Origin of the sequence: Nocardia sp. NPDC051981 (assembly GCF_040680715.1) — a bacterium.
In the GTDB taxonomy this organism is placed as follows: Bacteria; Actinomycetota; Actinomycetes; order Mycobacteriales; family Mycobacteriaceae; genus Nocardia.
Map to the genome: position 1 here is coordinate 206,358 of NZ_JBFAXK010000002.1, position 21,849 is coordinate 228,206.

Genomic DNA, 21,849 nt, shown 5'->3' on the forward strand with positions numbered 1-21,849 from the left:
CCACCCCAGCACATCACGAGAATTCGTTATTTCACGGCCTACCTCGGGGTGTTCAACGGTGTGGCAGTCGGTTCGGAATTGTGAGAGCGGTTTCCGGCATGGTCGACTGCACGAGTACCGCGCCGACCAGCATGACCACCGCCCCGACTATTTGTGCCGGCCCGAGCGACTGGCCGAGCAGTATCCAGGCCAGCGCGGCGGCGACCAGCGGTTCGACTACAGCCAGCACGCTGGCCGGAGCTGAGGGCAGATCGCGGAGGGCTCGAAGTCCGGCCAGGTACGGCAGCGCGGTGCCGGCCGAGGCGAGTGCCAGCAAAAGAAGCCACGAAGGTGCTTGCAGACCACCCAATTCCACTGGGGCTGTGAGCAATGGGGAGGGCAGCGTCCACGGCGGGGCGATCACTGCCACCACGATCGCGCCGATGGTCAAACCGACAGCAGTCAGCCCGGCGGGGTCGTGCCTGCCGGCACCGTGTTCACCGAGCAGGAAGTATCCGGCCGAGCAGATCGCCGAGCCCAGACCGGCGGCAAGACCGAACGTGTTCAGGTCGATGCTCCGCCAGACCTGTGCGACCAGGGCCAAGCCGGTCAGGGCCAATCCGATGCCCAGCCAAACCGGCGCGGGCAGCCGAGTGTGCCGTGCTGTCTGCACCCAGATCGCGACCAGCACGGGCGCGAGATTGACCAGCACCATCGCTACCGCAACTGGCATCCGGGCCACCGCAGCGAAGAACAACAGTTGCACTCCGGCGACGCCGAGCACCCCATAGCCGAGCAGTAACCACAGGTCGGCACGGCGGAACCGCAGCGCCCGCGGCCGCAATACGGCAACGACCGGGACGAGGAGCATCGCGGCCGACGTGATCCGAACCGAAGTCACCGCCGCCGGGGACCAGCCCGTCGCCATCACCGCCTTGGCCACCGGCCCGGAACTCGCGAACAGTGCCCATGAGGTCAGAGCCCACCCGGTCGCCTGGACTCGGCTCGGAAGCCGCCCAACCCTTTCCGTCGTAGCCACCGCTGCAGTCTGACCGCGTGATCGCGTACCTGACCACAGAATTTCCGACGTGCGTCATCGAAGTCGGCCGTTGCGACTCCTACCGGCATGGCCGATGCTCGACCGAAGGCTCGTCGCCGTCAGGCGGGTGGCACCTGCCATTGGCGGAACTCGGTGACCGGCGGGGCTGGTTCAGAGGGTGACGTGGGAGGGCTTGTCGCCCAACGCGTTGTCGGGGGTCAGGGCGTTCGCGAAGGCCGAGGTGACGATCGTGTCCGGGAGCTGGGGCGCGTCGGCCTTGGACTTGCTGCTCTTGATGATCACCGCGATCACGATGATGACGATGACCAGGACCGTGACGATGGCGGCGATCAGCCAGGCCGTCGTGTTCGAATGGCGCTGCGGGGGAGTGTAGGTCGGAGGTGGATTGGTGCGCGGGGCGTAGGCCTGCGGGTGGTTGTACGCCGGGGCCGGGGCCACCGCCGGATTCGAAAAGGTTTGCGGCGCGGGCTGATTCGGGTACGGCGGGGTCGATACCTGCTGATTCGGAATCGGCTGGTTGGGGAAGGACGGGTTCGACGTGGGCGGGACCGGGTACGCGGGGCCCGGGCTGGGATAGGACGGGACCTGGTTCGGGTAGGACGGGCCCGGGCCCACGAGCGGGCGCGGCGTCGACGGTGTCGGATTCGGCGGCTGCTGGATCACCGGCTGCGGCCGGACGGGAGTCGGTGGGCGCGGGGCGACGACGGGCTGCGGATGCGCGGGGGTCGGCGGGCGCGGGGGCGCTGAGGTGCGGGGCGCCTGGAGGGCGCGTTCGGCGGCGGCGGCGAATTCGACGCAGGAGCGGTACCGGTCGGCCGGCCGCTTGGAGAGCGCCTTGGTGAGGACCGCGTCGATGGTGCGCGGCAGCGCCTGGCGGAGCGGGCTCGCGGGCGGCGGGGGCTGCTGGAGGTGGCCGCGGATGACCGCGGCGGGGCTGGTGCCCTCGAACGGGACTGTGCCGGTGAGGAGTTGGAAGAGCGTGCAGGCCAGGGAGTACTGGTCGGAGCGGCCGTCTAGGGACGCGCCGGTCAACTGCTCGGGCGAGGCATAGGCGAGCGTGGCGGTGACCGTGCCGGTCTGGGTGAGGTGGCCGGTGTCATCGCGCAGGCGGGCGATGCCGAAGTCGGTCAGGTAGACGCGTTCGCCGGAGCCGGTCTTGGACGACGAGCGGGCCAGCAGGATATTGGCCGGCTTCACATCGCGGTGCAGGACACCGAGACCGTGCGCGTAGTCGAGTGCCTTGGCGGTCTCGCCGATGATCTGGGCCGCGCGCAGCGGCGGCAGCGTGCCGGGGGTGATCGAGGAGGCGTTGATCCCGTCGATGTACTGCATGGAGATCCACAGCTGTTCGCCCTCGTCACCGCGGTCGTACACGGTGACGATATTCGGGTGGTCCAGCCGGGCGACCAGATCCGCCTCGCGGATGAAACGGGCGCGAATCTCGTCGTCGGCGAACATCTCCTGATTCAGCAACTTCAGCGCCGTCATGCGCGGCAGCCGCGGATGCTTGGCCAGATAGACCGAGCCCATACCGCCTCGACCGAGCTCGCGTTCGATGACGTAACCGGCGAACACATCACCAGAGCGCAAATCAGCCCTCCGTATCTTTTGCCCTCCGCTTCGCTCCGGGCGGGTTCGCGGCCCTGGAGGTCTCGTTCTTCCCTCCTCCGCTCCTCCGCTTCGCTCCCCCGCTCCGTCAGTCCAGAACGAGACGGGCCGCGAACCTTTGGGCTTTCCATCATCCAGTGCATCTCATGGCTGGATCACCACGTGGTGCGTGCCCATTATGTCTGGCAGTGCAGAGCCTTGTGTGCCCACGCCCCAACATCGCCGCGATCCAGAGCCACCGCGAGCAGGTCGGGGAAGCGGTCCGGAGTGCAGGCGAAAGCGGGCACGCCCAGCGCGGTCAGTGCGGCCGCATTGTCGCGGTCGTAGGCCGGAGCGCCCTCGTCCGAGAGCGCCAGCAGCACCACCACCTGCACCCCGGCCTCCTTCATGGCGCGAATGCGCCGCAGCATCTCCGCGCGGACGCCGCCCTCGTACAGGTCGGAGATCAGCACGAACAGCGTGTCCGCCGGCCGGGTGATGAGCGACTGCGAGTAGGCGATGGCGCGATTGATATCGGTGCCGCCGCCCAGCTGCGTGCCGAACAGCACCTCCACCGGATCCGCCAGCTTCTCGGTGAGATCCACGACGGCCGTATCGAAGACCACCAGCGAGGTGCGCAGCGACCGCATGGACGCCAGCACCGCGCCGAACACCGAGGCGTACACCACGCTCGACGCCATGGACCCCGACTGGTCGATGGCCAGCACCACATCCCGTTTGACCGCCTGCGCCTTGCGCCCGTACCCGACCAGCCGCTCGGGCACCACGGTCCGATGCTCGGGCAGATAGTTCGCCAGGTTCTTGCGAATGGTCCGGTCCCAGTCGATATCCCGCAGCTTCGGCCGCGACACCCGCGCCGCCCGGTTCAGCGCCCCGCCCACGGCGGCCACCGTCGCCGCCGCGATCCGCCGCTCGATCTCCTTCACCACCTTCTCCACCACCGTGCGGGCGGTGGCCTTGGTGGTCTCCGGCATCACCCGGTTCAGGCTCAGCAGCGTCCCCACCAGATGCACATCCGGCTCGACCGCCTCCAAAAGCTCGGGCTCGAGCAGCAATTCGGTGAGCTCGAGCCGATCCACCGCGTCCCGCTGCATCACCTCCACCACCGTCGACGGGAAGTACCGGCGGATATCGCCCAGCCACCGCGACACCTGCGGCGCGGAACCCCCGAGCCCGCCCGAGCGCCGCCCGCTCCCACCCCGCCCGCCGCAATCGTAGAGCGCCCCGAGTGCCCGATCCATCGCCTGATCGTCGGCATTGCCCAGCCCGCCGCCCCCGAGCCCGGCCTCACCGGCGCTGCCGAGCACCAGGCGCCACCGCCGCCCCTGCGCCTCGTCCATCTCGTTCATGACAATCCCCTCGAAAGTTCGGCAACGCCCCGGTTTCGATGTGCAGTCATCCCGCCACTCCGAGGATCTCGGCCGCCCCGCGCATGGCGAGTTCGCCGCGGTCGGTGTCATAGTCGGTGCTGCGCGCGCCCGAAGCCGTTGGCGCGCCATGCCGTACGGCCTGGCCGATGGCCTGCCGCTCGCCGGATTCGAACGCTCCGAAGGTCCGGCGCAGCAGCGGCAGGGTGGCGACGAACTGCGCCTCGTCGAGCCCGCACAGCCAATCGTCGATGAGCGACAACAGGTTCCGGTCGTGGACCAGGAGCAGCCCGCGCCCGCCCAGGAAGCCGTCGATCCAGGCGGCCTTGTCGGGAGCGGTGCGCCCGACCGACAGCGCCGCGGATAGTCGGCGCCCGGATTCCGCGCCGTCGATACGCTCGGCATCGCAGAGCAGGCGGACCGCGCGCCCGACGATGCCGCCGTTGACGTCATCGCGATCGGCGAGAGTCTCCAGCGTGGACAGCCAAGTCCCGGTGGCCCATTCGTCGTCACGCGCCGACAGCGCCAGATGCACCGCATCGATCTGAGCCCGCAACGCGGTGGACGCGTCGGCATCCAGCCCGGTCACCGCGCCCGGCAGACCCGCGCAACTGCGCACCAGCAGACCGTCCGCCACCCGGGTCAGCGCCGCGCTGTCCGTGCCGCGCACATCGCCATAGCGCACGATCCGCAGCAATCCGGGTAGCGCGGACATCAGATGGGTGACGTCGTGATCCAGTGCCGCAACCGATTCCAGCCGCGTGATGAGCCCCTCGGTGGCCTCGCCGAGATCGGCCAGCAGCGCCTCCTCCAGCGCGGACGCCACCTTCCCGACCGTCGCGTCCGGATCCTGTGCCGTATCGAGGATTTTCGCCTCGGCCGCCGACCGCAGCGTGGTACCCCAGCGCGACGCCTCGACGATCGAGATCGCCAGCTCCGGCCGCCACCGCAGTGTCCAGGTCTCCCGGAAGGTGCCGGTGTTGCGCACCTGGCTGTCGGTCAGCTTGCCCCACCCGATACCCAGCAGCCGGAGCCGGTGCAGCAGGCGCGATCTCGCCAGCCCGCCATCGGTACGCAGATCCAGATCCACCGTCCGTTCCAGGGCCTGCTGCTTCAGCCGCAATGTCCTGATCTGGGCCCGCAGATCCGCCTCCAGCGGCACCGTCGGCGTCCCGTCCGGGACCGTCCCCAGCGCCTCGCCCACCACCAGTTCGGTACTGACCAGCCGCAACAGCGTCTCGTCGCCGTCGCACAGCACCGACCGGGTGGCCTCGGTGACCTCCGACAGCCCGGCCAGCGGCCGCCCCCGCAGGGTCGCGAGAGTGTCGGCCAGCCGGACGGATTCGATGATGTGCGCGCTGGACACCGGCAGATCGTGGGCCCGCAGCGTGCCCGCCACCTTGGTCAGCCACCGCGCGATGGGCTGCTCGGTCTCGGTGAACAGGTGGTGGTACCAGCCCGGCGAGGTGATGCCCGCGCCGTAGCCGGATGAGCTCGCCAGCCGCGAATGCGTCCACGGCACCCAGGTCAGCGCGGCCTTGCTCTTCGGCATGCCCTTGAGGATCCGGGCATCGGCCGCGGCCGGGCCCAGCTTGCCCTCCAGTGCCGGCGCGTGCCACGCGCCGCACACCACGGCCAGCCGCTGTGCGCCGTCCTTCAAGGCCTTTCGCATGATCTGCCGCATGTGCGCCTCACGCCGCAACGTGTGCGCGTCCACCGTGATCCGTACCGATTCGATGGAGACCGGTCCGTCCTCCGAAACCGGTTCGTCCTCCTCTGTTGTCCCGGACCCCTCGACCGGGACAACGGAATCGGATTCCCGGTCGGCGGTCGCGTCGTCCAGATGCTCGGCGTGCTCTCGCAGGGCGCCCATGGCCTCGTTGACGGCAACGAAGATATCGGCGTCCGAGGCGGATTCGACGATGGCGTCCCACCAGCGTTCGGCGTCGTCGTACCCGGCGGCGGCCGCCAGGATGGCCAGCGGATCGGTCCGGTCGCCGGGCTCGTCCGCCATCGCGAGCGCGACATTCGCGGGCAGATCGCAGAAGCCCACGGACACACCGTTGTCCACCGCATACCGCAGCGCCACCCACTCCGGTGAGAAGGTCGCGAAGGGCCAGAACGCGGCCTTGGCCGGGCTGTCGGGCTGATAGGCGAGCAGCGCCACCGGCGGCGACATCCCCTCGGCCGCAAGGTAACCGATGAGCGGATCGGCGTCGGACGGCCCCTCGATGAGGATGGCGTCCGGTCGGAACCGCGCCAGCGCCAGCGCGAGCGAGCGGGCCGAGCCCGGCCCGTGGTGGCGGATGCCGAACACCCGCGACTCGGTCGACACTCTGGCCTCGGCCGATACCGCGACGGCAGTGGTCATTCCTGCACCTCGCGGCAGGCCCGGTAGAGGTCGGCCCAGTCGGGGCGCTGCCGCACCACGGCCTCCAGGTATTCCGTCCACACCACCTGGTCGGCGACCGGATCCTTGACCACCGCGCCCAGCACCGCGCCCGCGATATCGGCGGGCCGCAGCACGCCGTCGCCGAAGTGCGCGGCCAGCGCCATGCCATTGGTGATCACCGAGATCGCCTCGGCCGTCGACAGCGTGCCCGTCGGCGACTTGAGTTTGGTGCGCCCGTCCTCGGTCATGCCCGAGCGCAGTTCGCGGAAGACCCGCACCACGCGCCGGATCTCCTCGGCCGCGGCGGGGACGGCGGGCAATTCCAGTGCGGCGCCGAGCTGTTCGACGCGGCGAGTCACGATGGCGACCTCCTCGGCCTCGCCGGCCGGCAGCGGCAGCACCACGGTATTGAACCGGCGGCGCAGCGCGGAGGAGAGCTCGTTGACGCCGCGGTCGCGGTCGTTGGCGGTGGCGATCACATTGAAGCCCTTGGCCGCCTGCACCTCCATGCCCAGTTCCGGCACCGGCAGCGTCTTCTCCGACAGCACCGTGATCAGCGCGTCCTGCACATCCGAGGGGATGCGGGTGAGCTCCTCGAGCCGCGCGATGGAGCCGGCGCGCATGGCGGTCATGATGGGCGAGGGCACCAGCGCGGCCTCGCTCGGACCCTCGGCCAGCAGCCGGGCGTAGTTCCAGCCGTAGCGGATGGCCTCCTCGGCGGTGCCGGAGGTGCCCTGCACCAGCAGCGTGGAATGCCCGGCGATGGCGGCCGAAAGGTGTTCCGACACCCACGTTTTCGCAGTGCCGGGTACGCCGATCAACAGCAGGGCGCGATCGGTGGCGAGGGTGGCGACCGCGACCTCCATGAGCCGGCGCGGGCCCACGTACTTGGGGGTGATCACGGTGCCGTCGGCCAGCGTGCCGCCCAGCAGGTAGGTGACCACCGCCCACGGCGACAGCTTCCAGGAGGGCGGACGCGGGCGATCGTCGGTGGCGGCCAGGGCCTTCAGTTCGTCGGCGAAGGCCTGTTCGGCGTGCGGGCGCAGCAGGGCGTCCCGTTCCTGAGTCATGGTCACTGCAGCTCCTCGAGCATTGTCTTGCGGTCGATGAGGTCATGGGCGAGCTGGTCGAAGGCCTGCTCCCAGTACGGATCCGCGCACCGGCGGGCGATACCGGACACCATGCCCGCCACCGCCACCGGGAAGTGAGCGGACGCCGCGCGGAACAGCGTCCGATAGGAGCCGGGCACCAGGCTGGGCGCACCCGGCCGGTCGGCGCACAGCTGGGCGCGCTCGGTGAGCAGCCGCAGCACGTGCTCGGCCATCGGGCCGGGCCACGGATGCGGCATGGCGCGCAACATGGATTCGATCTCGGCCAGCCAGCTGGAATCCAGGCCACGCAGGTAGCGCACCTGATCGGCCTCCGGTTGGAGCGCGAACAGCTCGCGCAGCTTGTCGGTGTCGGCGTCGCGGGCGTCCGCGCCGGAGACGGCCCCGAACAGCGCCCGGGCCCAGTCCGGATTCCGTTGTGCCAGAGCGGCATCCGACCAGCCCGCGATCATGGGGCCGCGCATGCCCTCGGCCATGGGCACCCGCACCGCCTCCTCGGCCGGGCCGAGCAGCCGCTCCCAGTGCCGCAGTGGCGTGGCGGCCACCACCCGGTGCAGCCATTCGGTGGACAGATCGGGGGCGCCGTCGGCGCGATAGGCGGTGTAGCCGAAGGAATCTCCGACACCGTCGCGCCGGGCCGCCGCGTCGAGGACACCCGGACCGGTGGTGACCAGCTGCGGCCGCACCGGCCGGGAACCGAGACTCAGCCAGGCCGCGGCCCGGCCGGCCATCCGCCGAGCGAAGGCCGAATCCGGCAGCCGCCCCAGCAGGTCCGCGGCCAGCCGGCGCACCTCCGCGCGCCGGTCGTCGAGGGCGGTCTCCAGCAGCGCCTCGTCGTCGAGCGAGAGGCCGTCGGCCAGCACCGCCAGCAGTTCGGCCTTGCCCGGCCCGGACTCGGTGCCCCAGGACGCCGCGAGCGCCGCGCGCGCGGCCGCCGCATCCCGCTGCCGCAGCTGCGACAGCCAGCTGCGGCGCTCCGCGGCCCGGCCGTGCGACCACACGCTCTCGTCCTCGGCGGCGGCCCGCACCAGCGACTTCCAGCCGGGATGCTGCGCGGCCAGCCAGCGACCCCGCGCACCCGCCAGCCGCAGCAGCGGTTCCCGATGCGACGCCAGCGCCTTGGCCCGATCCAGCAGGCCGCTGACCATTCCGTCCGGAGCACGGAAGTCCCGCGGCCCGGCCAGCGCGAACCACTCGTCGAGGAACGGCGAATTGTCGGCCAGCAGGTGGGTCAGCCGCACACCCGCCGCGATCGGCAGCAACTGCCGTTCATCATCGGCCGCGGTCTCACTGCGCTCCGCCGAGGTGGCGGAGACACCGCCGCGTGCGAAACAGTCCTGCAGCGCAATCGATTCCAGCAGGACCGCGGCCCGATCCCCGGTCAGCGCGGTCGTCGCGGCGGCGACCGGCGACGCCAATCCCGACAGGTCGGCCTGGCGTCGCGCCGTGCCGACGAGCGCCGCCGAAATCAACTCGGCACTCGCGGAATCCTCGACGCCGCGCCGGATGGGCATCGGATTTCCCTGTGCCACACCGACATCCACCATGGTCCCGGCGGCGAGTGCCGCGACCGGCACCAACCCGTCCACCGTCCACTCGCCGATCACCGTGACCGGATGTCCACCGGAGAGCCCGAGCAGTCGCCAGGGCTCACCTTCGGTGGTCGAAACCGGCAGCGCATCGCCACCGGATTCCACTATGTACCAGCCTTTTTCACCGCGAACGGGCACGACCTCGGCCAGCAGCACCGGCCACGACCGCAGGAACGGATCGGCCCCCAACGCCCGCGCCTGCTCGGCGAGAGCAGCGGAAATGGTGCCGTTCCGGTCCGGGGAACCGGCCGTGCACAGCGGGATGGTGGTGAAGGGTTCGGGGATGTCTTCGTGGCGCTCGCCCCAGAGGGCGCGCAGGGGTGTGGCGCTCGGGTAGAAGTGGAGGTTCGCGTCCACCTGGAAACCGGGGGCCGGGGTGTCGTTCGGGAAGGCGGGGCTGCCGTAATGGTGGTCGACGAGCAGGGCCCAGCGGCCGGATGTGCGGCCGCGCAACCAGACTCGGCGTGTGTAGAGGCCGTCTTCGGTGGTGATCCGGCTGCCCAGGACCAGCCAGTGGTCGCGGACGGCGGGTTCGGCGCGGACGGTGTCGGCCGGCGTGGGGTACCCGATGTGGGTGCGCACGCTGGCGCGCAGGCCGGGGGAGAGGGTGTCGAGACGGGCGTGCGCGGCGGTCAGCAGGTGCAGGCGGGCGTATTCGCGCAGCAGTGGCCGGGGCCATTCGGAATGGGTGGTGGCGAGCGGTAACTGGCGCAGGGTCGCGGCGATGCCGGGAGCCTGCGCGTCGACCATGCGGGCCGCCACCGTCTCGAAGGCCCGGATCGACCGATCCGACTGCGCGAGGCCGGTGCGCACCTGGTCGGTGAGCCAGATGTCCAGATCGGCCAGACCCGCGGTGACCCGGGCGCGGCGCTGATCGGCGGCGGACCCGGCGCCGCGGGCGGGCTTGGCCTCGGGCGCGGCCTGCTTCTCGGCGCGGGCTGCCCGGCCGGCCAGCCAGTCGGCGGCGAAATCGGCCACGGTGTCCGCGGTGCGCACGTCACCCGCACTCCACGACAACAAAAGGGACAGTGCGTGTTTGCACGGAAACTTGCGACTCGGGCAGGTGCATTTGTACGCGGGCCCCGACAGATCCACGATGGTCTGATACGGTCGGCTGCCGCTGCCCTGGCACAGTCCCCACAGCGCGCTGTCGTGAATGCCGGTGCCGCTCCACTTGCCACGGAGCTTGCGCGCGGCGGTCAGCGATGCGGCGTCGGGTGCGAGCGATCCGACGTGATCGGCGGTCCAAGCGGTGGTCATCCATCCCCCCTTCCTCGGTTGAGCAAAGTTGTATCCGAGGGCACCGACAGATCCGGGCCATGAGCGGGCCCGCTCCAGCAACCACGAGCGGGCCCGCTCCAACGGCCGCGCGGGGCCCGCCCGGTAAGGTCGCTGACATGCCTCGCGTCGCGATCGAATACTGCACGCAGTGCCGCTGGCTGCTCCGCGCGAGCTGGATGGCTCAGGAGTTGCTCACCACCTTTGCCACCGACCTGTCCGAGGTCGCCCTCATCCCCGGCGAGGGCGGCGTCTTTCGCATCACCGTCGACGGTGACCAGATCTGGGAACGCAAGGCCGACGGCGGTTTTCCCGATATCGCCATTCTCAAGCAGCGCGTCCGCGACCGGGTGGCGCCCGGCCGCTCGCTCGGCCACGCGGACAAGAAGGACACCGAACCGGCGGGCTAGCGGCTCGAGCGGGGTGCCATCGCGAGTTCTCCCCGCCGGGCAGCCCGCCGCCACCGCTGTCCGGAGTCGATGGCACGCCGGATCCTGCGCACCGTGGGTACCTGTGTGAGCAGGTGCAGCTGATACCGCCACGGCATTTGCCGCCCGTGCCGGACCGACATCGCATAGGCGAACTGCACGGCGCCGCGATCGAGATACCGGTCCGCGTGTTCGAACCAGGCCATGCTGGTACGGGCGGCGGCCTGTACCGGGCGCAGCGCAGCGCGCCGCTGCGCATCGTAATTCTTCAGTGCGTCGGCGACCTCGGCATGCTCGTACAGGTTCTGTGCGAGCACGACAGCGTCGACGATTGCCAACCGGGTGCCCGAGCCGATGGTGAAGTGCGTCGTGTGCGCCGCATCGCCGAGCAGCACCACGTTGTCGTGATACCAGGTCTTGTTGGTCACCTCGGGAAAGCGGCTCCACCTTGCGAATTCGCCTCGTGTCCTGCTGATCAACGAGTGGCCGTCGAGAGGGCGGCCGAATATGTTCTCCAGAACCCGCACGTTCTCCAGGTTGTCCAGGGAATCGAATCCCAGTCCATGCCACGTCTGCGGTTGGCATTCGACGATGCAGGTGCTGATTCTTCCGGCAATCGACGGGTAGGCATGGAACCAGATCCAACCGGCCGAGGTGTGTTCGAAGGCGAAGGTGAATCGGGTGAAGACCTTGTCCGTACCGAGCCAGATATATCGATTCTCGCCGAGTGCGACGGATGTGCCGAAACGATGATCACCCAGCTGTCGTATCCGGCTGTTCGCGCCGTCGGAGGCGACGATGAGATCGAAATCGTCGAAGCCGGACAGATCATCCACGTCTCGCCCGTGCTGCACGTCGACGCCCAGGTCCCTCGCCCGTCGCGAAAGGACGTCGAGCAAGGCCGCGCGCCCCATGCTGAACCCGTAGCCCGCGAAATGCGCGGTCTCGTTGTCGCGCACATGGATTGCCTGTTCACGCCATACGACCGACCCGGCACGCACCGCCTGGGCGCTGTCCGGGTCATTCCGATACAGAATGTCGAGCAGGTCATCCCAATACACGACGCCCCAGCCATAAGTGGACCCGGGAGGATCGCGGTCGATCACCGTGATGTCATGGGCCGGGTCGCGTCGCTTCATCGAAATAGCGAAGTACAACCCGGCCGGCCCGCCACCGACACACACGATCTTCATCTCGTCACCGGCTTCAGCCGAGTTGGTCGAACCTCGCTTCACATGGCTGGTACTCGATGCGACCGAGCCCGGCACGCTGTGCGTGTCCGGGCTCGATCACCGGCGCTAGAAGCTGCCCCAGCCACCCCAGCCGGGTAGCCACCAGCCGTTGCCGCCCCAACCCCAGCCGTTGCCGCCCCAGCCCCAGCCGTTGCCGCCCCAGCCCCAGCCGTTGCCGCCCCAGCCCCAGCCGTTGCCGCCCCAGCCCCAGCCGTTGCCGCCCCAACCCCAGCCGTGGCCGCCACCGCCTCCCCAGCCGTGGCCGCCACCGCCACCCCAGCCGTGGCCGTCACCGCCACCGGGGTTGTCGACGAGTTGGGTTGCAGACGTGGGCGTCGTTGCTTGCGCCGTAGGCGCTTTTGCCGCGGCTGCGGCGACCGGAATCGCGGCGAGTGCGGCTATACCGGCGGCAGCCGCCAGCCGGGTGAACCTTGTGCGTGAACTCTTTCTCTCGGTCATGATAGGGCTCCAGAAATGCTGTCCCGACCTGCTGGAAGTCTACGCGGTTTCGCTGAACTCCAGAAGACATCGCATTGGCCCAGATATAATGCCCGCCGCGTCCCGCCGGTCGCCGGGTCAGCTACAGCAGCCGCCCCCACAGCAGCCGCCACCGCTCGACGGGGCCGGCGCGGGTGCGGGGGCGCTGCCGCCGCGGGTCACGGTCCCGAAGGTGGTCAGGAGTTTGACGGTGTCGTCATGGCCCTCCGGGCACGTCGCAGGGGCGGACGCCTCGGCCATGGGACGGGTCAGCTCGAAGGTGTCGCCGCAGCTGCGGCATCGATACGCATAGCTCGGCACCCGCCCAGCGTAAACGACGCCCGGGCGTACCGGCGGCGCGCTGACGTCGATCCCGCGGTGCATCCGGGACCACCCAGTACCCTCGATTTACGGAGTACGAGGAGGTGTGATGTGAGCACTCGATTCTTCGACAGGCTGTCGGAACGTGATGGCGCGCCGGTTGCGCGGACCGCGAACGGCGAGGTGTCCGGTGTGCTGGACGGTGCGGTGGCGCTGTGGCGCGGCATTCCCTACGGCGCCAGCACGGCCGGGCCCAATCGCTTCCGATTGCCCCAGCCCCCGCAATCCTGGACCGGCGTCCGCGAATGCGTGCGCGTCGGTGACGTCGCCCCGCAGACCCCGGGCTTCGTGCCCGTCGACGCCAACCTGCGCATGGGCGAGAACTGTCTCTGGCTCAATCTCTGGGCCCCGGTCGCCGGCGCGGACGAACTCCGCCCTGTCCTGGTGTGGCTGCACGGCGGGGCCTTCTGCTTGGGCACCGCCGCCCAGGCCATCTACGACGGGCGGCGGCTGGCCGAGACCGGTGACGTGATCGTGGTCGCGGTCAACTACCGGCTCGGCGCACTGGGTTTCCTCGACCTGTCCTCGCTCGGCGAGGAATTCGTCCCGAATCTGGGCCTGCACGACCAGATCGCCGCCCTGCAGTGGGTGCGCGACAATGCCGCGGCCTTCGGCGGCGATCCGGGCAATGTCACCATCTTCGGCGAATCCTCCGGCGCGGGCTGTGTCACCGCGCTGCTCACCTCGCCGCTGTCGGCGGGCCTGTTCCACCGCGCCATCGCCCAATCCCCGCCCGCCACCACGGTTTTCGGGCCCGAACGCGCCGCCGTGGTGGCCAAGCGCTATCTGGAACTGCTGGAGCTGACCCCCGACCATTCGGCCGAGCTGCTCACCATGCCCATCGAACGCATCGTGACCGCGGCCGGCGCCCTGCTCGACGAGGTGCCGCTGCGCGAACCCGGCCGGCTGGCCGCCGCGCCCGTGGTGGACGGCAACCTGCTGCCCGCGTACCCGAGCGAGCGCTTCCAACAGGGCCGTTCACACCGGGTGCCGCTGATCATCGGCACCAACAAGGACGAGGCCTCGCTGTTCCGGCTGTTCCGCTCGCCCATCATGCCGGTCACCCCGGACGCGGTGAACGCCATGCTGCGCGGGGTGGCCGCCGAACACCCCGGCCTGTCACCGGAGCGGCTGGCCGAGATCGCCTCCGCCTACGAGTCCAGCACCCCGCGCGGCGCGCTCACCATGTCCACCGACGCCGCCTTCCGCATGCCCTCGCACTGGGTGGCCGACGCGCATTCGGCGCACTCGCCGACCTGGATGTACCGCTTCGACCACGCCACCCCGATGCTCAAGGCCGCCCGGGTCGGTGCCGGCCACGCCACCGAATTGCCCTATGTCTTCGGCAATTTCGGCTCCTTCGACTATGACCCCACCTTCTGGCTGGGCGGACGCAAAGCGGCACAGGAGGTTTCGGGCCGCATGATGCGCCGTTGGCTGGCCTTCGCCGAATACGGCGTGCCGGCCGCCATCGACGGCTCCAAGCACTGGCCGCCCTACAGCGCCGCGACCCGCACCACCCTGGTCATCGGCAATATGGACCGCGTCGTCGACGACCCCGACCGCGATCGCAATACCGTGTGGGGCGACGACGTGGTCGGGTTCTACTGAGCCACAATCGATCACACGGTGGGCCGCAATCGATCACACGGTGGCGGTGGCGCGCCGGCCCAGCCGGGCGGGCATGTGCGCGTAGCCGTGCAGGGTGTAGAGCCGGCGGCGTTCGGGCGTGCCCGCGAGGGTGAGATCGGGGAAGTTGTCGAACAGCGCGCGGAGGGCGTACGCACCCTCCATCCGGGCCAGGCTCGCGCCCAGACAGGTGTGGATGCCGCTGGAGAACGTCAGGTGCTCGCGGGCATCGGCGCGGGTGATGTCGAAGCGGTTGGGTTTCTCGAACTTCTTCGGATCCCGGTTCGCGCCCGCCAGCGACATCACGAGCACCGTGCCCGCCGCGAGCCGGAAATCACCGACCTCGGCGTCGCACAGGGCGATTCGCGCGGTCATGGTGACCGGCGGGTCGAAGCGCAGGATCTCGTCCACGGCCTGCGGCCACAGATCCGGGTCCGCGCGCAGCATGGCCAATTGATCGGGATGCGAGAGCAATTGGACGATGCCGTTGCCGATCAGGTTGACGGTGGTCTCGAACCCCGCGCCCATCAGCAGGCTCGCGGTCGCCTTGAGCTCGCGCTCGTTCAGTTCCCCGGCCGTCACCAGGCTGGAGAGGATGTCCTCGCCGGGCGCGCGCCGCAGCTCGGCCAGGTGCTCGTTCAGATAGCTGTCCATGACACCCATGGCCGTGTAGGCGTTGCGCCATGACCGCCAGGAGATGCCGATGTCCAGCAGCGGGCTGGCCGCGTCACCCCAGCTGAGGAACTCGTCGCGGGAGGCATGCGGGAAGCCCAGCATCTCGGTGATGATGGCGATCGGCACCTGCTGGGCGAAATCCGCGATGAGATCGGCGGAGCCGTTCGGCGGCAGCGCGTCCAGCAGTTCGGCGGTCACCGACTCCACCCGGTCGCGTAGCCGGCCGACGGCGCGCGGGGTGAAGGCCGCCGACACCGACTTGCGGATGCGGGTGTGATCCGGCGGATCGATCATCAGCATCGACGGCGGTTCGACCGGATTGGGCGGGGTCTGCGCCCGCTTCAGTCGATCGCGCAGCCACGCCGGCATATCCACGCCATCGGGGCCGAATGCGCCGAAGCGATTGTCACGCAGGATGACCCGGGTCAGCTCGTAGTCGGCGGTGGCCCAGGTGTACGGGTTGTGCACCAGCCGCCCGCGGCGGCGAATCTCCTCGATCTGCGGGTACGGGTCGTCCAGCGCGTCCGAGGTGGTGATCAGTTTCGCGAACGGGTTGTCCTGTCGCGCCTGGAGTCGCAGCGCCCACCGCGGGGCGCCGTGCTCGACCAGCCACCGGGTCCAATATCGCGGACTCATCATCGCGGGACTCCCTCGTCGTCGGATGATTCCACCGTACGGAAACCGCCGCTGACGAGAAACATCCTGAGGAGGGAAAAGGCCCTCCTACCGCGGTAGGAGGGCCGTACTTGGAAGGCCTGCTCAGCGGCGCTGGGCGGTCACCCGCTCCGACGCCAGGCGGCGTTCCTGGGCGGCCGGGTCGGGATTGGCGACCTGGACCAGCGAGGCGCCCGCGGCCAGCACCGCCACCAACCCGTCGACGAGTTCGGCCGGGGTGTCCCAGGACGCGGTCGACAGCACCCGGTCCTCGGCGGTGAAGCCCTGGCGGGCAGCGGATTTGCGGGCCTCGTCGAGGACGGCGGAGACCGAGGTGCCGTCGAGCGCGCAGCCGATGCCGCGCGGATGGAACTGGTCGCCGTGCACGCGCACCGAGGTGGCGTAGTCGGTGACGCCGATCGGCAGATCGCGCACCGGCATACCCATCGGATCCAGGGAGAGGGCGGCGACCTCCGCGATCCCGTCGGCCTCGTCGATGCGGTCGGCGGTGACCAGCGCCAGCTCGGCGTCGGGGTCGGCGTGCAGCACCACCTCCACACCCGCCCACCAGCAGCCCAGCAGCACGGCCGCGGTCTGCCAGTGCGCCGGGAGCAGCACCGCGACCCGGGCGCCGGAGGACAGCCCGAACTCGTCGCGAATCATATTGGCGGTCTTGGCCGCCCAGTTGGCCAGCGTCAGCGCGGACAGCTCGATCCGCGCGCCGGTGGCGTCGTCGTAGTAGGTGATGCGCGGGCCCGCGGGGTCGCGGGCGAGGATGGGGTCGAGTACCGCTTCGGTGAGGGTCTCGTTCAGTTCACGCATTTCGGTCCGTTCGTACCGGCGTCGATGGGTGGGGCGGGCGGCACCGGCGTCGCGGTCGTACTGCTTCCGGAGAAGTCGAAGGTGGCGCTGCCGGTCGCCGAACCCGGACCAGCGTAGTCAGTGGCCAGCACCACGCGAACCGCGCCCTCGGGCAGTCCCGACTCCGCCATCACCGGCAGCCCGCCCAGTGCCTGGGCCACCGCCCGCGCCTTGGCGTCGCCGCCCGAGGCCGCCAGCACCCGGCTGCTCTGGATCGGGCCGCCGATCCAGTTGTCCACCGTGCCGGTGCGGAAACCCTTGGCCGCCAATGCCTGCGCCGCCTGCGCGGCCAGGCCGGCGGTGCCCGAGGCGTTGTAGACGTCGACGGTCACGGTGAACGGGTCCACCCCGCCCTCGCTCGGGGCGTCGCCGACCGCCTTGGCCACGTACTTGTGCACCGCCGCGGGATCCACCCGGACCACGGATTCGCCGTTCTCGGTCCAGCCGTTGAGGTCCTTGACCGGGATGGTCTCGAACTTCACCTGGCCACCGGACAGGTCCTGCAGCTCGTGCAGGAAGCCGATCACATCCCAGCCGTCGTCGAGCACGACGGTGCGGCCGACGGCATCGCTGAGATCCTTCAGCCGGCTGGGACTGGTGAGCGTCTTGGCACTGAGCACCTGGTGCACGAGCTGCGCCATGTACACCTGCTGGCGCACGATCCGGTCCACGTCGCCGCGCGGCAGCTGGTGGCGCTGGCGCACGAAGCTCAAAGCGTGTGCGCCATCGAGCTTCTGCTCCCCGGCGGGGAAGTCCGCGCCCGAAAGCGGTTCGTCCACCGGATTGTTCAGGCACACCTCGACGCCGCCGACGGCATCGGTGAGCAGCACGAACCCCAGCAGCCCGACCTCGGCGTAGTGGTCGACGGTGATGCCGGTGAGATTGGCCACCGTCTTGACCAGCGCCTGCCGCCCGGCATCCGTCGACTGACGGTCGGCCGCGGCCGGATCGGTGCCCTTGTCGATCAGCTTCTGCTGCGTGGTCGCCTTGGTGACGCCGTAGGCGGAGTTGATCTTTCCCATGCCCACCCCGGGGATGTCGACGTAGGAGTCGCGGGGGATGGAGATGGCGGTCGCCGAGCTGCCGTCGTTGGGCACCCGGATGAGCACGATGGTGTCGGTGTTGAGCCCGCCCTCGCCGTCGTCGCCGGCGTGCAGCATGGCCAATTCATCGGCGGTGAGCGAGTTTCCGTGGGCGTCGGTGCGGGAGTCGATGCCGACCATCAGGATGTCGGTCGCGCCGTCGGCCTTGTCGCCACCGAGTCCCAGATTGCCGATCCGCTCGATGCCCGCCACCAGCTGATCCACGCTGTGCCAGCCCAATCCGGTCACCGTCAGCACCAGCACCGAGAGCACGGCGGCCAGTATGCGGCCCGGACCGCCGCCCCATAGCTCGCGCGATCCCCTGCCGGAGCGCGGCGATAGCGGCGCGGATGCCCAGGTGCGGTCCGGCAACCCGATCTCCCTTTCGCGTTTTCGGCCGAGCGGACCCCGACGAGCGAGGTCGCGTCGATGGGAAGGCCCCCGCCAGTCAGGCTAGTGGCGGTAGCGGTGATGTTGCAGTATCGCCGGCTCCGTGAGTCGTGCGAGGTCCGTGCCAGACTGACAGCCGTGACCGCCCATGACATGAGCCCGACCACCGGCCGACCGCGCCCGGATTCCGCGCGACTGCTGGTGACAGGGGCGCGCGGTCAGCTCGGGCGCGCGGTGATGACGCTCGCGCCCGGCGCGCGTGGCGTGGCCCACACCGATCTCGACATCGCCGACGCCGATGCCGTGCGCAAGCTGGTGAATCCCGGTGACGTGCTGATCAACTGCGCCGCCTACACCGCCGTCGACCGGGCCGAGACCGACGTGGAGGCCGCCTTCGCGGTGAACGCCACCGGGCCGGGCGTGCTGGCCCGGGTGTGCGCCGAGAACGGCGCGCGGCTGATCCACGTCTCCACCGACTACGTCTTCCCCGGCACCGGCACGCACCCGTACGAACCGGACGATCCGACCGGACCGGGCACGGTCTACGGGCGGTCGAAACTGGCTGGGGAGCAAGCGGTTCTGGAGTTCGCGCCCGAAGCGGACATCGTGCGCACCGCGTGGGTCTACACCGGCGCGGGCGCCGACTTCGTGGCCACCATGCGGCGGTTGGAAGGCGAGCGCGACACCATCACCGTGGTGCGCGACCAGATCGGGTCGCCCACCTACGCGCCCGATCTCGCGGCCGGCCTGCTGGAACTGGCGGGCCGGCCCGGCAATCCCACTACACCCCGAATCCTGCACGCCACCAATGCCGGACAGGCCAGTTGGTTCGAGCTGGCCCGGGCCGTCTTCGCCGGCCTCGGCGCGGACCCGGAACGTGTACTGCCCTGCGGCACCGAGGATTTCCCGAGACCCGCTCCGCGCCCGGCATATTCGGTCCTTTCGGGCAATTCATGGGCCGCCGCGGGCCTGTCGCCGCTGCGTCACTGGAAGCAGGCACTGAACGACGCACTGACCGCCATCTCCGACTATCCTGGGCCCCCGTGAGCCCCTCGGATTCTGTCGGACAACCCCCCATCGCGGAGAAAAAACCGCAGCTGGCCGTTGTCACGGTGACCTACTCGCCCGGCGAGCACCTGGAACACTTCATCAGCACGCTGGCCACCGCCACCGGTGAGAAGCCGCAGGTCATCCTGGCCGACAACGGCTCGGTGGACGGCACCCCGGAAATGGCCGCCGAGGCCAACGCCCACGTGCGCCTGCTGCGCACCGGCGGCAATATCGGCTACGGCGGCGCCATCAACCGCGCGGTCGCCGAGATCGACCCGGACATCGAATTCATCGTCATCGCCAACCCGGACGTGCGCTGGGGCACCGACTCCATCGACGAGCTGCTGGCCGCGGCCCGGCGCTGGCCGCGCGCCGGGGCCCTGGGCCCGATGGTGCTCGAGCCGGACGGCAGCACCTACCCGTCCGCGCGCTCGGTGCCCGGCATTGCCGACGGCGCCGGCCACGCCATCCTGGGCAGCATCTGGCCCAAGAACCCGTGGACCCTGCGCTACCGCCAGGACAACGAGGAGATCTCCGAGCGTTCGGTCGGCTGGCTGTCGGGCTCGTGCCTGCTGGTGCGCCGGGCCGCCTTCGACTCCATCGACGGTTTCGACTCCCGCTACTTCATGTACATGGAGGACGTCGACTTCGGTGATCGGATGGGCAAGGCCGGCTGGCACAATGTCTTCGTGCCGTCAGCGGAGGTCACGCACGCCAAGGGGCATGCCGCGGGCCGTCACCCGGAGACCATGCTGCCCGCGCACCACGCCAGCGCCTATCGTTTCCAGGCCGACCGGCATCCGCACTGGTGGCAGGCTCCGCTGCGCATCGCGCTGAAGGCTGGACTTGCGATCCGATGCCGGCTTGCGGTTCGATCCGCACTGCGCGAACGTGATCGAAACGAGAGTGTTTAACATCACGGGCGCGCATTCCTGACAACCTGACAACAGGGGAGAAGATGGCGAACAGCGGTAGTACCGCCGGGTCGACGGACGCGGTGATCCTGGTCGGAGGCCAGGGCACCCGCCTGCGTCCGCTGACCTTGTCCGCCCCCAAGCCGATGCTGCCCACGGCCGGACTTCCGTTCCTGCAGCATCTGCTGGCCCGCATCGCCGATGCCGGCATCACCCACGTGGTGCTCGGCACCTCCTACAAGGCGGAGGTGTTCGAGGAGCACTTCGGTGACGGCTCCGACCTCGGCCTCGAGCTCGAATACGTCACCGAGACCGAACCGCTGGGCACCGGCGGCGGCATCCGCAACGTGCTGCCCAAGCTGCGCGCCGACACCGTCCTGGTGTTCAACGGCGATGTGCTCGGCGGCACCGACCTGGGCAGCGTCCTCGAGACCCACCACACCTCCGGCGCCGACGTCACCCTGCACCTGGTGCGGGTGAGCGACCCCCGCGCCTTCGGCTGCGTCCCCACCGACGAGAACGGCCGGGTCACCGCGTTCCTGGAGAAGACCCAGGATCCGCCGACCGATCAGATCAACGCGGGCTGCTACGTCTTCCGCCGCGAGTACATCGAGAAGATCCCCGCCGGCCGTCCGGTCTCGGTCGAGCGGGAGACCTTCCCGTCGCTGCTCGCCGAGGGCGCGCACATCCAGGGCCACGTGGACATCTCCTACTGGCGTGACATGGGCACCCCCGAGGACTTCGTCCGCGGCTCGGCCGACCTGGTCCGCGGCATCGCCCCGTCCCCGGCCCTGCCGGGCCAGCGCGGCGAATCCCTGGTCCACCCCGGTGCCGGTATCGCCCCCGGCGCCCTCCTCATCGGCGGCACCGTCGTCGGCCGCGGCGCCGAGGTCGGCGCGGGCGCCCGCCTCGACGGCGCGATCCTCTTCGACGGCGCACGCGTGGAAGCCGGTGCCACCGTGGAGCGTTCGATCATCGGCTTCGGCGCCCGCATCGGCCCGCGCGCCCTGGTCCGCGACGCCGTCATCGGCGACGGCGCCAACGTCGGCGCCCGCTGCGAACTCCTCCGCGGCGCCCGCATCTGGCCCGGCGTCGACATCCCCGACGGCGGCATCCGCTTCTCCACCGACGTCTAACCCCACGAACCCCTCGACTGGCCGTCCACCTCCCGAGGTGGACGGCCGATCACGTTCCGGCAGTTCGACATTCGCCACGTCGCGGTCGCCATACACAATCGATCGCGGGCGACGACAACGTCCGATCGCGCACGGCAATCACTCCGAAGCGAGTGCGGCCAGCAGGGATTCGCCGCGCGGCGTGAGGCGGTAGACGACATTTCGGCCGGTGCGGGCGCCGGCGATGATGCCCGCGTCGCGCAGTACGGCGAGGTGTGGGCCGACCGTGGCGAGCGAGATGCGATGGGCGACCAGTCGCGTGCCGGCGGGGGCGGTGAGTTCGCGGAGTGACCTGGGCTGGGCCCGAGCAATGGCGCGTGGAGAACTGCGACGACCGCGTCGTGGTCTATGTCTACGAACTTGATCCGGCCATCAAGGCGTACGAGCCCACTGGCATCTATCACGACCGGCTCGAGGTCAGCGTCCCGTTCTTCATCACGTTGGATCTCGCGCAGGCGTTGCGGCGGAAGGGCTCTCGCGAAAAGTAGTCTTCCGGAGGTGAATTCGACGGACGCT

Annotated in this window: 18 protein-coding genes; 6 read left to right on the forward strand and 12 right to left on the reverse strand. The window is 70.0% G+C overall.

From position 1 onward, the window contains the following. Nucleotides 1-52: 52 nt before the first annotated feature. The 6 genes from AB0L60_RS04885 to AB0L60_RS04910 form a co-directional block, all read right to left on the reverse strand. On the reverse strand, nt 53-1,018 hold the full coding sequence (locus AB0L60_RS04885) for an EamA family transporter (protein WP_364607367.1): 966 nt from the start codon (nt 1,016-1,018) through the stop codon (nt 53-55). 171 nt (nt 1,019-1,189) lie between these two features. Beyond that, nucleotides 1,190-2,629 (reverse strand): protein kinase, encoded by a 1,440-nt coding sequence (locus tag AB0L60_RS04890; RefSeq protein ID WP_364607370.1) that lies wholly within the window; start codon nt 2,627-2,629, stop codon nt 1,190-1,192. Between the two features lie 194 nt (nt 2,630-2,823). Then, on the reverse strand, nt 2,824-3,996 hold the full coding sequence (locus tag AB0L60_RS04895; protein ID WP_364607373.1) for a VWA domain-containing protein: 1,173 nt from the start codon (nt 3,994-3,996) through the stop codon (nt 2,824-2,826). 46 nt (nt 3,997-4,042) lie between these two features. Beyond that, entirely contained in the window at nt 4,043-6,385 is a 2,343-nt protein-coding gene (locus AB0L60_RS04900) for a DUF5682 family protein (protein WP_364607376.1), read from the reverse strand. Then, nucleotides 6,382-7,476, reverse strand: coding sequence for an AAA family ATPase (locus AB0L60_RS04905; RefSeq protein WP_364608507.1), 1,095 nt, complete (start codon nt 7,474-7,476; stop codon nt 6,382-6,384). The genes AB0L60_RS04900 and AB0L60_RS04905 overlap by 4 nt, the downstream gene beginning before the upstream one ends. Before the next feature lie 2 nt (nt 7,477-7,478). Further along, nucleotides 7,479-10,367 (reverse strand): SWIM zinc finger family protein, encoded by a 2,889-nt coding sequence (locus AB0L60_RS04910; RefSeq protein ID WP_364607379.1) that lies wholly within the window; start codon nt 10,365-10,367, stop codon nt 7,479-7,481. Between the two features lie 137 nt (nt 10,368-10,504). On the opposite strand from AB0L60_RS04910, the gene AB0L60_RS04915 reads away from it, so the two are divergent. Further along, on the forward strand, nt 10,505-10,795 hold the full coding sequence (locus tag AB0L60_RS04915) for a SelT/SelW/SelH family protein (RefSeq protein ID WP_364607382.1): 291 nt from the start codon (nt 10,505-10,507) through the stop codon (nt 10,793-10,795). Here AB0L60_RS04915 and AB0L60_RS04920 read toward each other — a convergent pair. From AB0L60_RS04920 to AB0L60_RS04930, 3 genes are all read right to left on the reverse strand, one after another. After that, complete coding sequence (locus AB0L60_RS04920) at nt 10,792-11,952, reverse strand: FAD-dependent monooxygenase (RefSeq protein WP_364607385.1); 1,161 nt, start codon at nt 11,950-11,952, stop codon at nt 10,792-10,794. The two genes, AB0L60_RS04915 and AB0L60_RS04920, sit on opposite strands and share 4 nt — an antisense overlap. A gap of 159 nt (nt 11,953-12,111) precedes the next feature. Beyond that, a complete protein-coding gene (locus tag AB0L60_RS04925) occupies nt 12,112-12,504 on the reverse strand; it encodes a hypothetical protein (protein ID WP_364607388.1) in 393 nt (130 codons plus the stop codon). Nucleotides 12,505-12,621: 117 nt separating this feature from the next. Further along, nucleotides 12,622-12,843 carry a zinc ribbon domain-containing protein gene (locus AB0L60_RS04930; RefSeq protein ID WP_364607391.1) on the reverse strand — a complete coding sequence of 74 codons (222 nt, stop codon included), beginning with the start codon at nt 12,841-12,843 and terminating at the stop codon, nt 12,622-12,624. 135 nt (nt 12,844-12,978) lie between these two features. Here AB0L60_RS04930 and AB0L60_RS04935 point away from each other — a divergent pair, with 135 nt between their 5' ends. Beyond that, nucleotides 12,979-14,514 carry a carboxylesterase/lipase family protein gene (locus tag AB0L60_RS04935; protein WP_364608510.1) on the forward strand — a complete coding sequence of 512 codons (1,536 nt, stop codon included), beginning with the start codon at nt 12,979-12,981 and terminating at the stop codon, nt 14,512-14,514. 33 nt (nt 14,515-14,547) lie between these two features. Here the strand turns inward: AB0L60_RS04935 and AB0L60_RS04940 are convergent, their stop codons facing one another. The 3 genes from AB0L60_RS04940 to AB0L60_RS04950 all read right to left on the reverse strand — a co-directional run bounded on the left by AB0L60_RS04940 (nt 14,548) and on the right by AB0L60_RS04950 (nt 18,089). After that, a complete protein-coding gene (locus tag AB0L60_RS04940; protein ID WP_364608513.1) occupies nt 14,548-15,843 on the reverse strand; it encodes a cytochrome P450 in 1,296 nt (431 codons plus the stop codon). A gap of 123 nt (nt 15,844-15,966) precedes the next feature. Next, nucleotides 15,967-16,683 carry a TIGR03089 family protein gene (locus AB0L60_RS04945; RefSeq protein ID WP_364607394.1) on the reverse strand — a complete coding sequence of 239 codons (717 nt, stop codon included), beginning with the start codon at nt 16,681-16,683 and terminating at the stop codon, nt 15,967-15,969. Beyond that, nucleotides 16,671-18,089 carry an LCP family protein gene (locus AB0L60_RS04950; RefSeq protein ID WP_364608515.1) on the reverse strand — a complete coding sequence of 473 codons (1,419 nt, stop codon included), beginning with the start codon at nt 18,087-18,089 and terminating at the stop codon, nt 16,671-16,673. Before AB0L60_RS04950 ends, AB0L60_RS04945 begins: the two co-directional genes overlap by 13 nt. Nucleotides 18,090-18,347: 258 nt before the next feature. Here AB0L60_RS04950 and rfbD point away from each other — a divergent pair, with 258 nt between their 5' ends. The 4 genes from rfbD to AB0L60_RS04970 all read left to right on the forward strand — a co-directional run bounded on the left by rfbD (nt 18,348) and on the right by AB0L60_RS04970 (nt 21,821). After that, the gene (gene rfbD / locus AB0L60_RS04955) at nt 18,348-19,241 is read left to right on the forward strand and encodes a dTDP-4-dehydrorhamnose reductase (RefSeq protein WP_364608517.1); all 894 of its coding nucleotides are present in this window, start codon (nt 18,348-18,350) and stop codon (nt 19,239-19,241) included. Beyond that, a complete protein-coding gene (locus AB0L60_RS04960) occupies nt 19,238-20,158 on the forward strand; it encodes a glycosyltransferase family 2 protein (RefSeq protein ID WP_364607397.1) in 921 nt (306 codons plus the stop codon). Before rfbD ends, AB0L60_RS04960 begins: the two co-directional genes overlap by 4 nt. A gap of 44 nt (nt 20,159-20,202) precedes the next feature. Continuing rightward, a complete protein-coding gene (locus AB0L60_RS04965; RefSeq protein ID WP_354833902.1) occupies nt 20,203-21,294 on the forward strand; it encodes an NDP-sugar synthase in 1,092 nt (363 codons plus the stop codon). Nucleotides 21,295-21,620: 326 nt separating this feature from the next. Beyond that, the gene (locus AB0L60_RS04970; RefSeq protein ID WP_364607401.1) at nt 21,621-21,821 is read left to right on the forward strand and encodes a hypothetical protein; all 201 of its coding nucleotides are present in this window, start codon (nt 21,621-21,623) and stop codon (nt 21,819-21,821) included. Nucleotides 21,822-21,849 lie beyond the last annotated feature (28 nt).

Coding starts and splice junctions, on each gene's coding strand:
- AB0L60_RS04900 (WP_364607376.1), bottom strand. CDS start 6,385: ATGACCACTGCCGTCGCGGTATCGGCCGAGGCCAGAGTGTCGACCGAG.
- AB0L60_RS04925 (WP_364607388.1), bottom strand. CDS start 12,504: ATGACCGAGAGAAAGAGTTCACGCACAAGGTTCACCCGGCTGGCGGCT.
- rfbD (WP_364608517.1), top strand. CDS start 18,348: ATGAGCCCGACCACCGGCCGACCGCGCCCGGATTCCGCGCGACTGCTG.
- AB0L60_RS04910 (WP_364607379.1), bottom strand. CDS start 10,367: ATGACCACCGCTTGGACCGCCGATCACGTCGGATCGCTCGCACCCGAC.
- AB0L60_RS04940 (WP_364608513.1), bottom strand. CDS start 15,843: ATGAGTCCGCGATATTGGACCCGGTGGCTGGTCGAGCACGGCGCCCCG.
- AB0L60_RS04965 (WP_354833902.1), top strand. CDS start 20,203: ATGGCGAACAGCGGTAGTACCGCCGGGTCGACGGACGCGGTGATCCTG.
- AB0L60_RS04915 (WP_364607382.1), top strand. CDS start 10,505: ATGCCTCGCGTCGCGATCGAATACTGCACGCAGTGCCGCTGGCTGCTC.
- AB0L60_RS04895 (WP_364607373.1), bottom strand. CDS start 3,996: ATGAACGAGATGGACGAGGCGCAGGGGCGGCGGTGGCGCCTGGTGCTC.
- AB0L60_RS04920 (WP_364607385.1), bottom strand. CDS start 11,952: ATGAAGCGACGCGACCCGGCCCATGACATCACGGTGATCGACCGCGAT.
- AB0L60_RS04945 (WP_364607394.1), bottom strand. CDS start 16,683: ATGCGTGAACTGAACGAGACCCTCACCGAAGCGGTACTCGACCCCATC.
- AB0L60_RS04905 (WP_364608507.1), bottom strand. CDS start 7,476: ATGACTCAGGAACGGGACGCCCTGCTGCGCCCGCACGCCGAACAGGCC.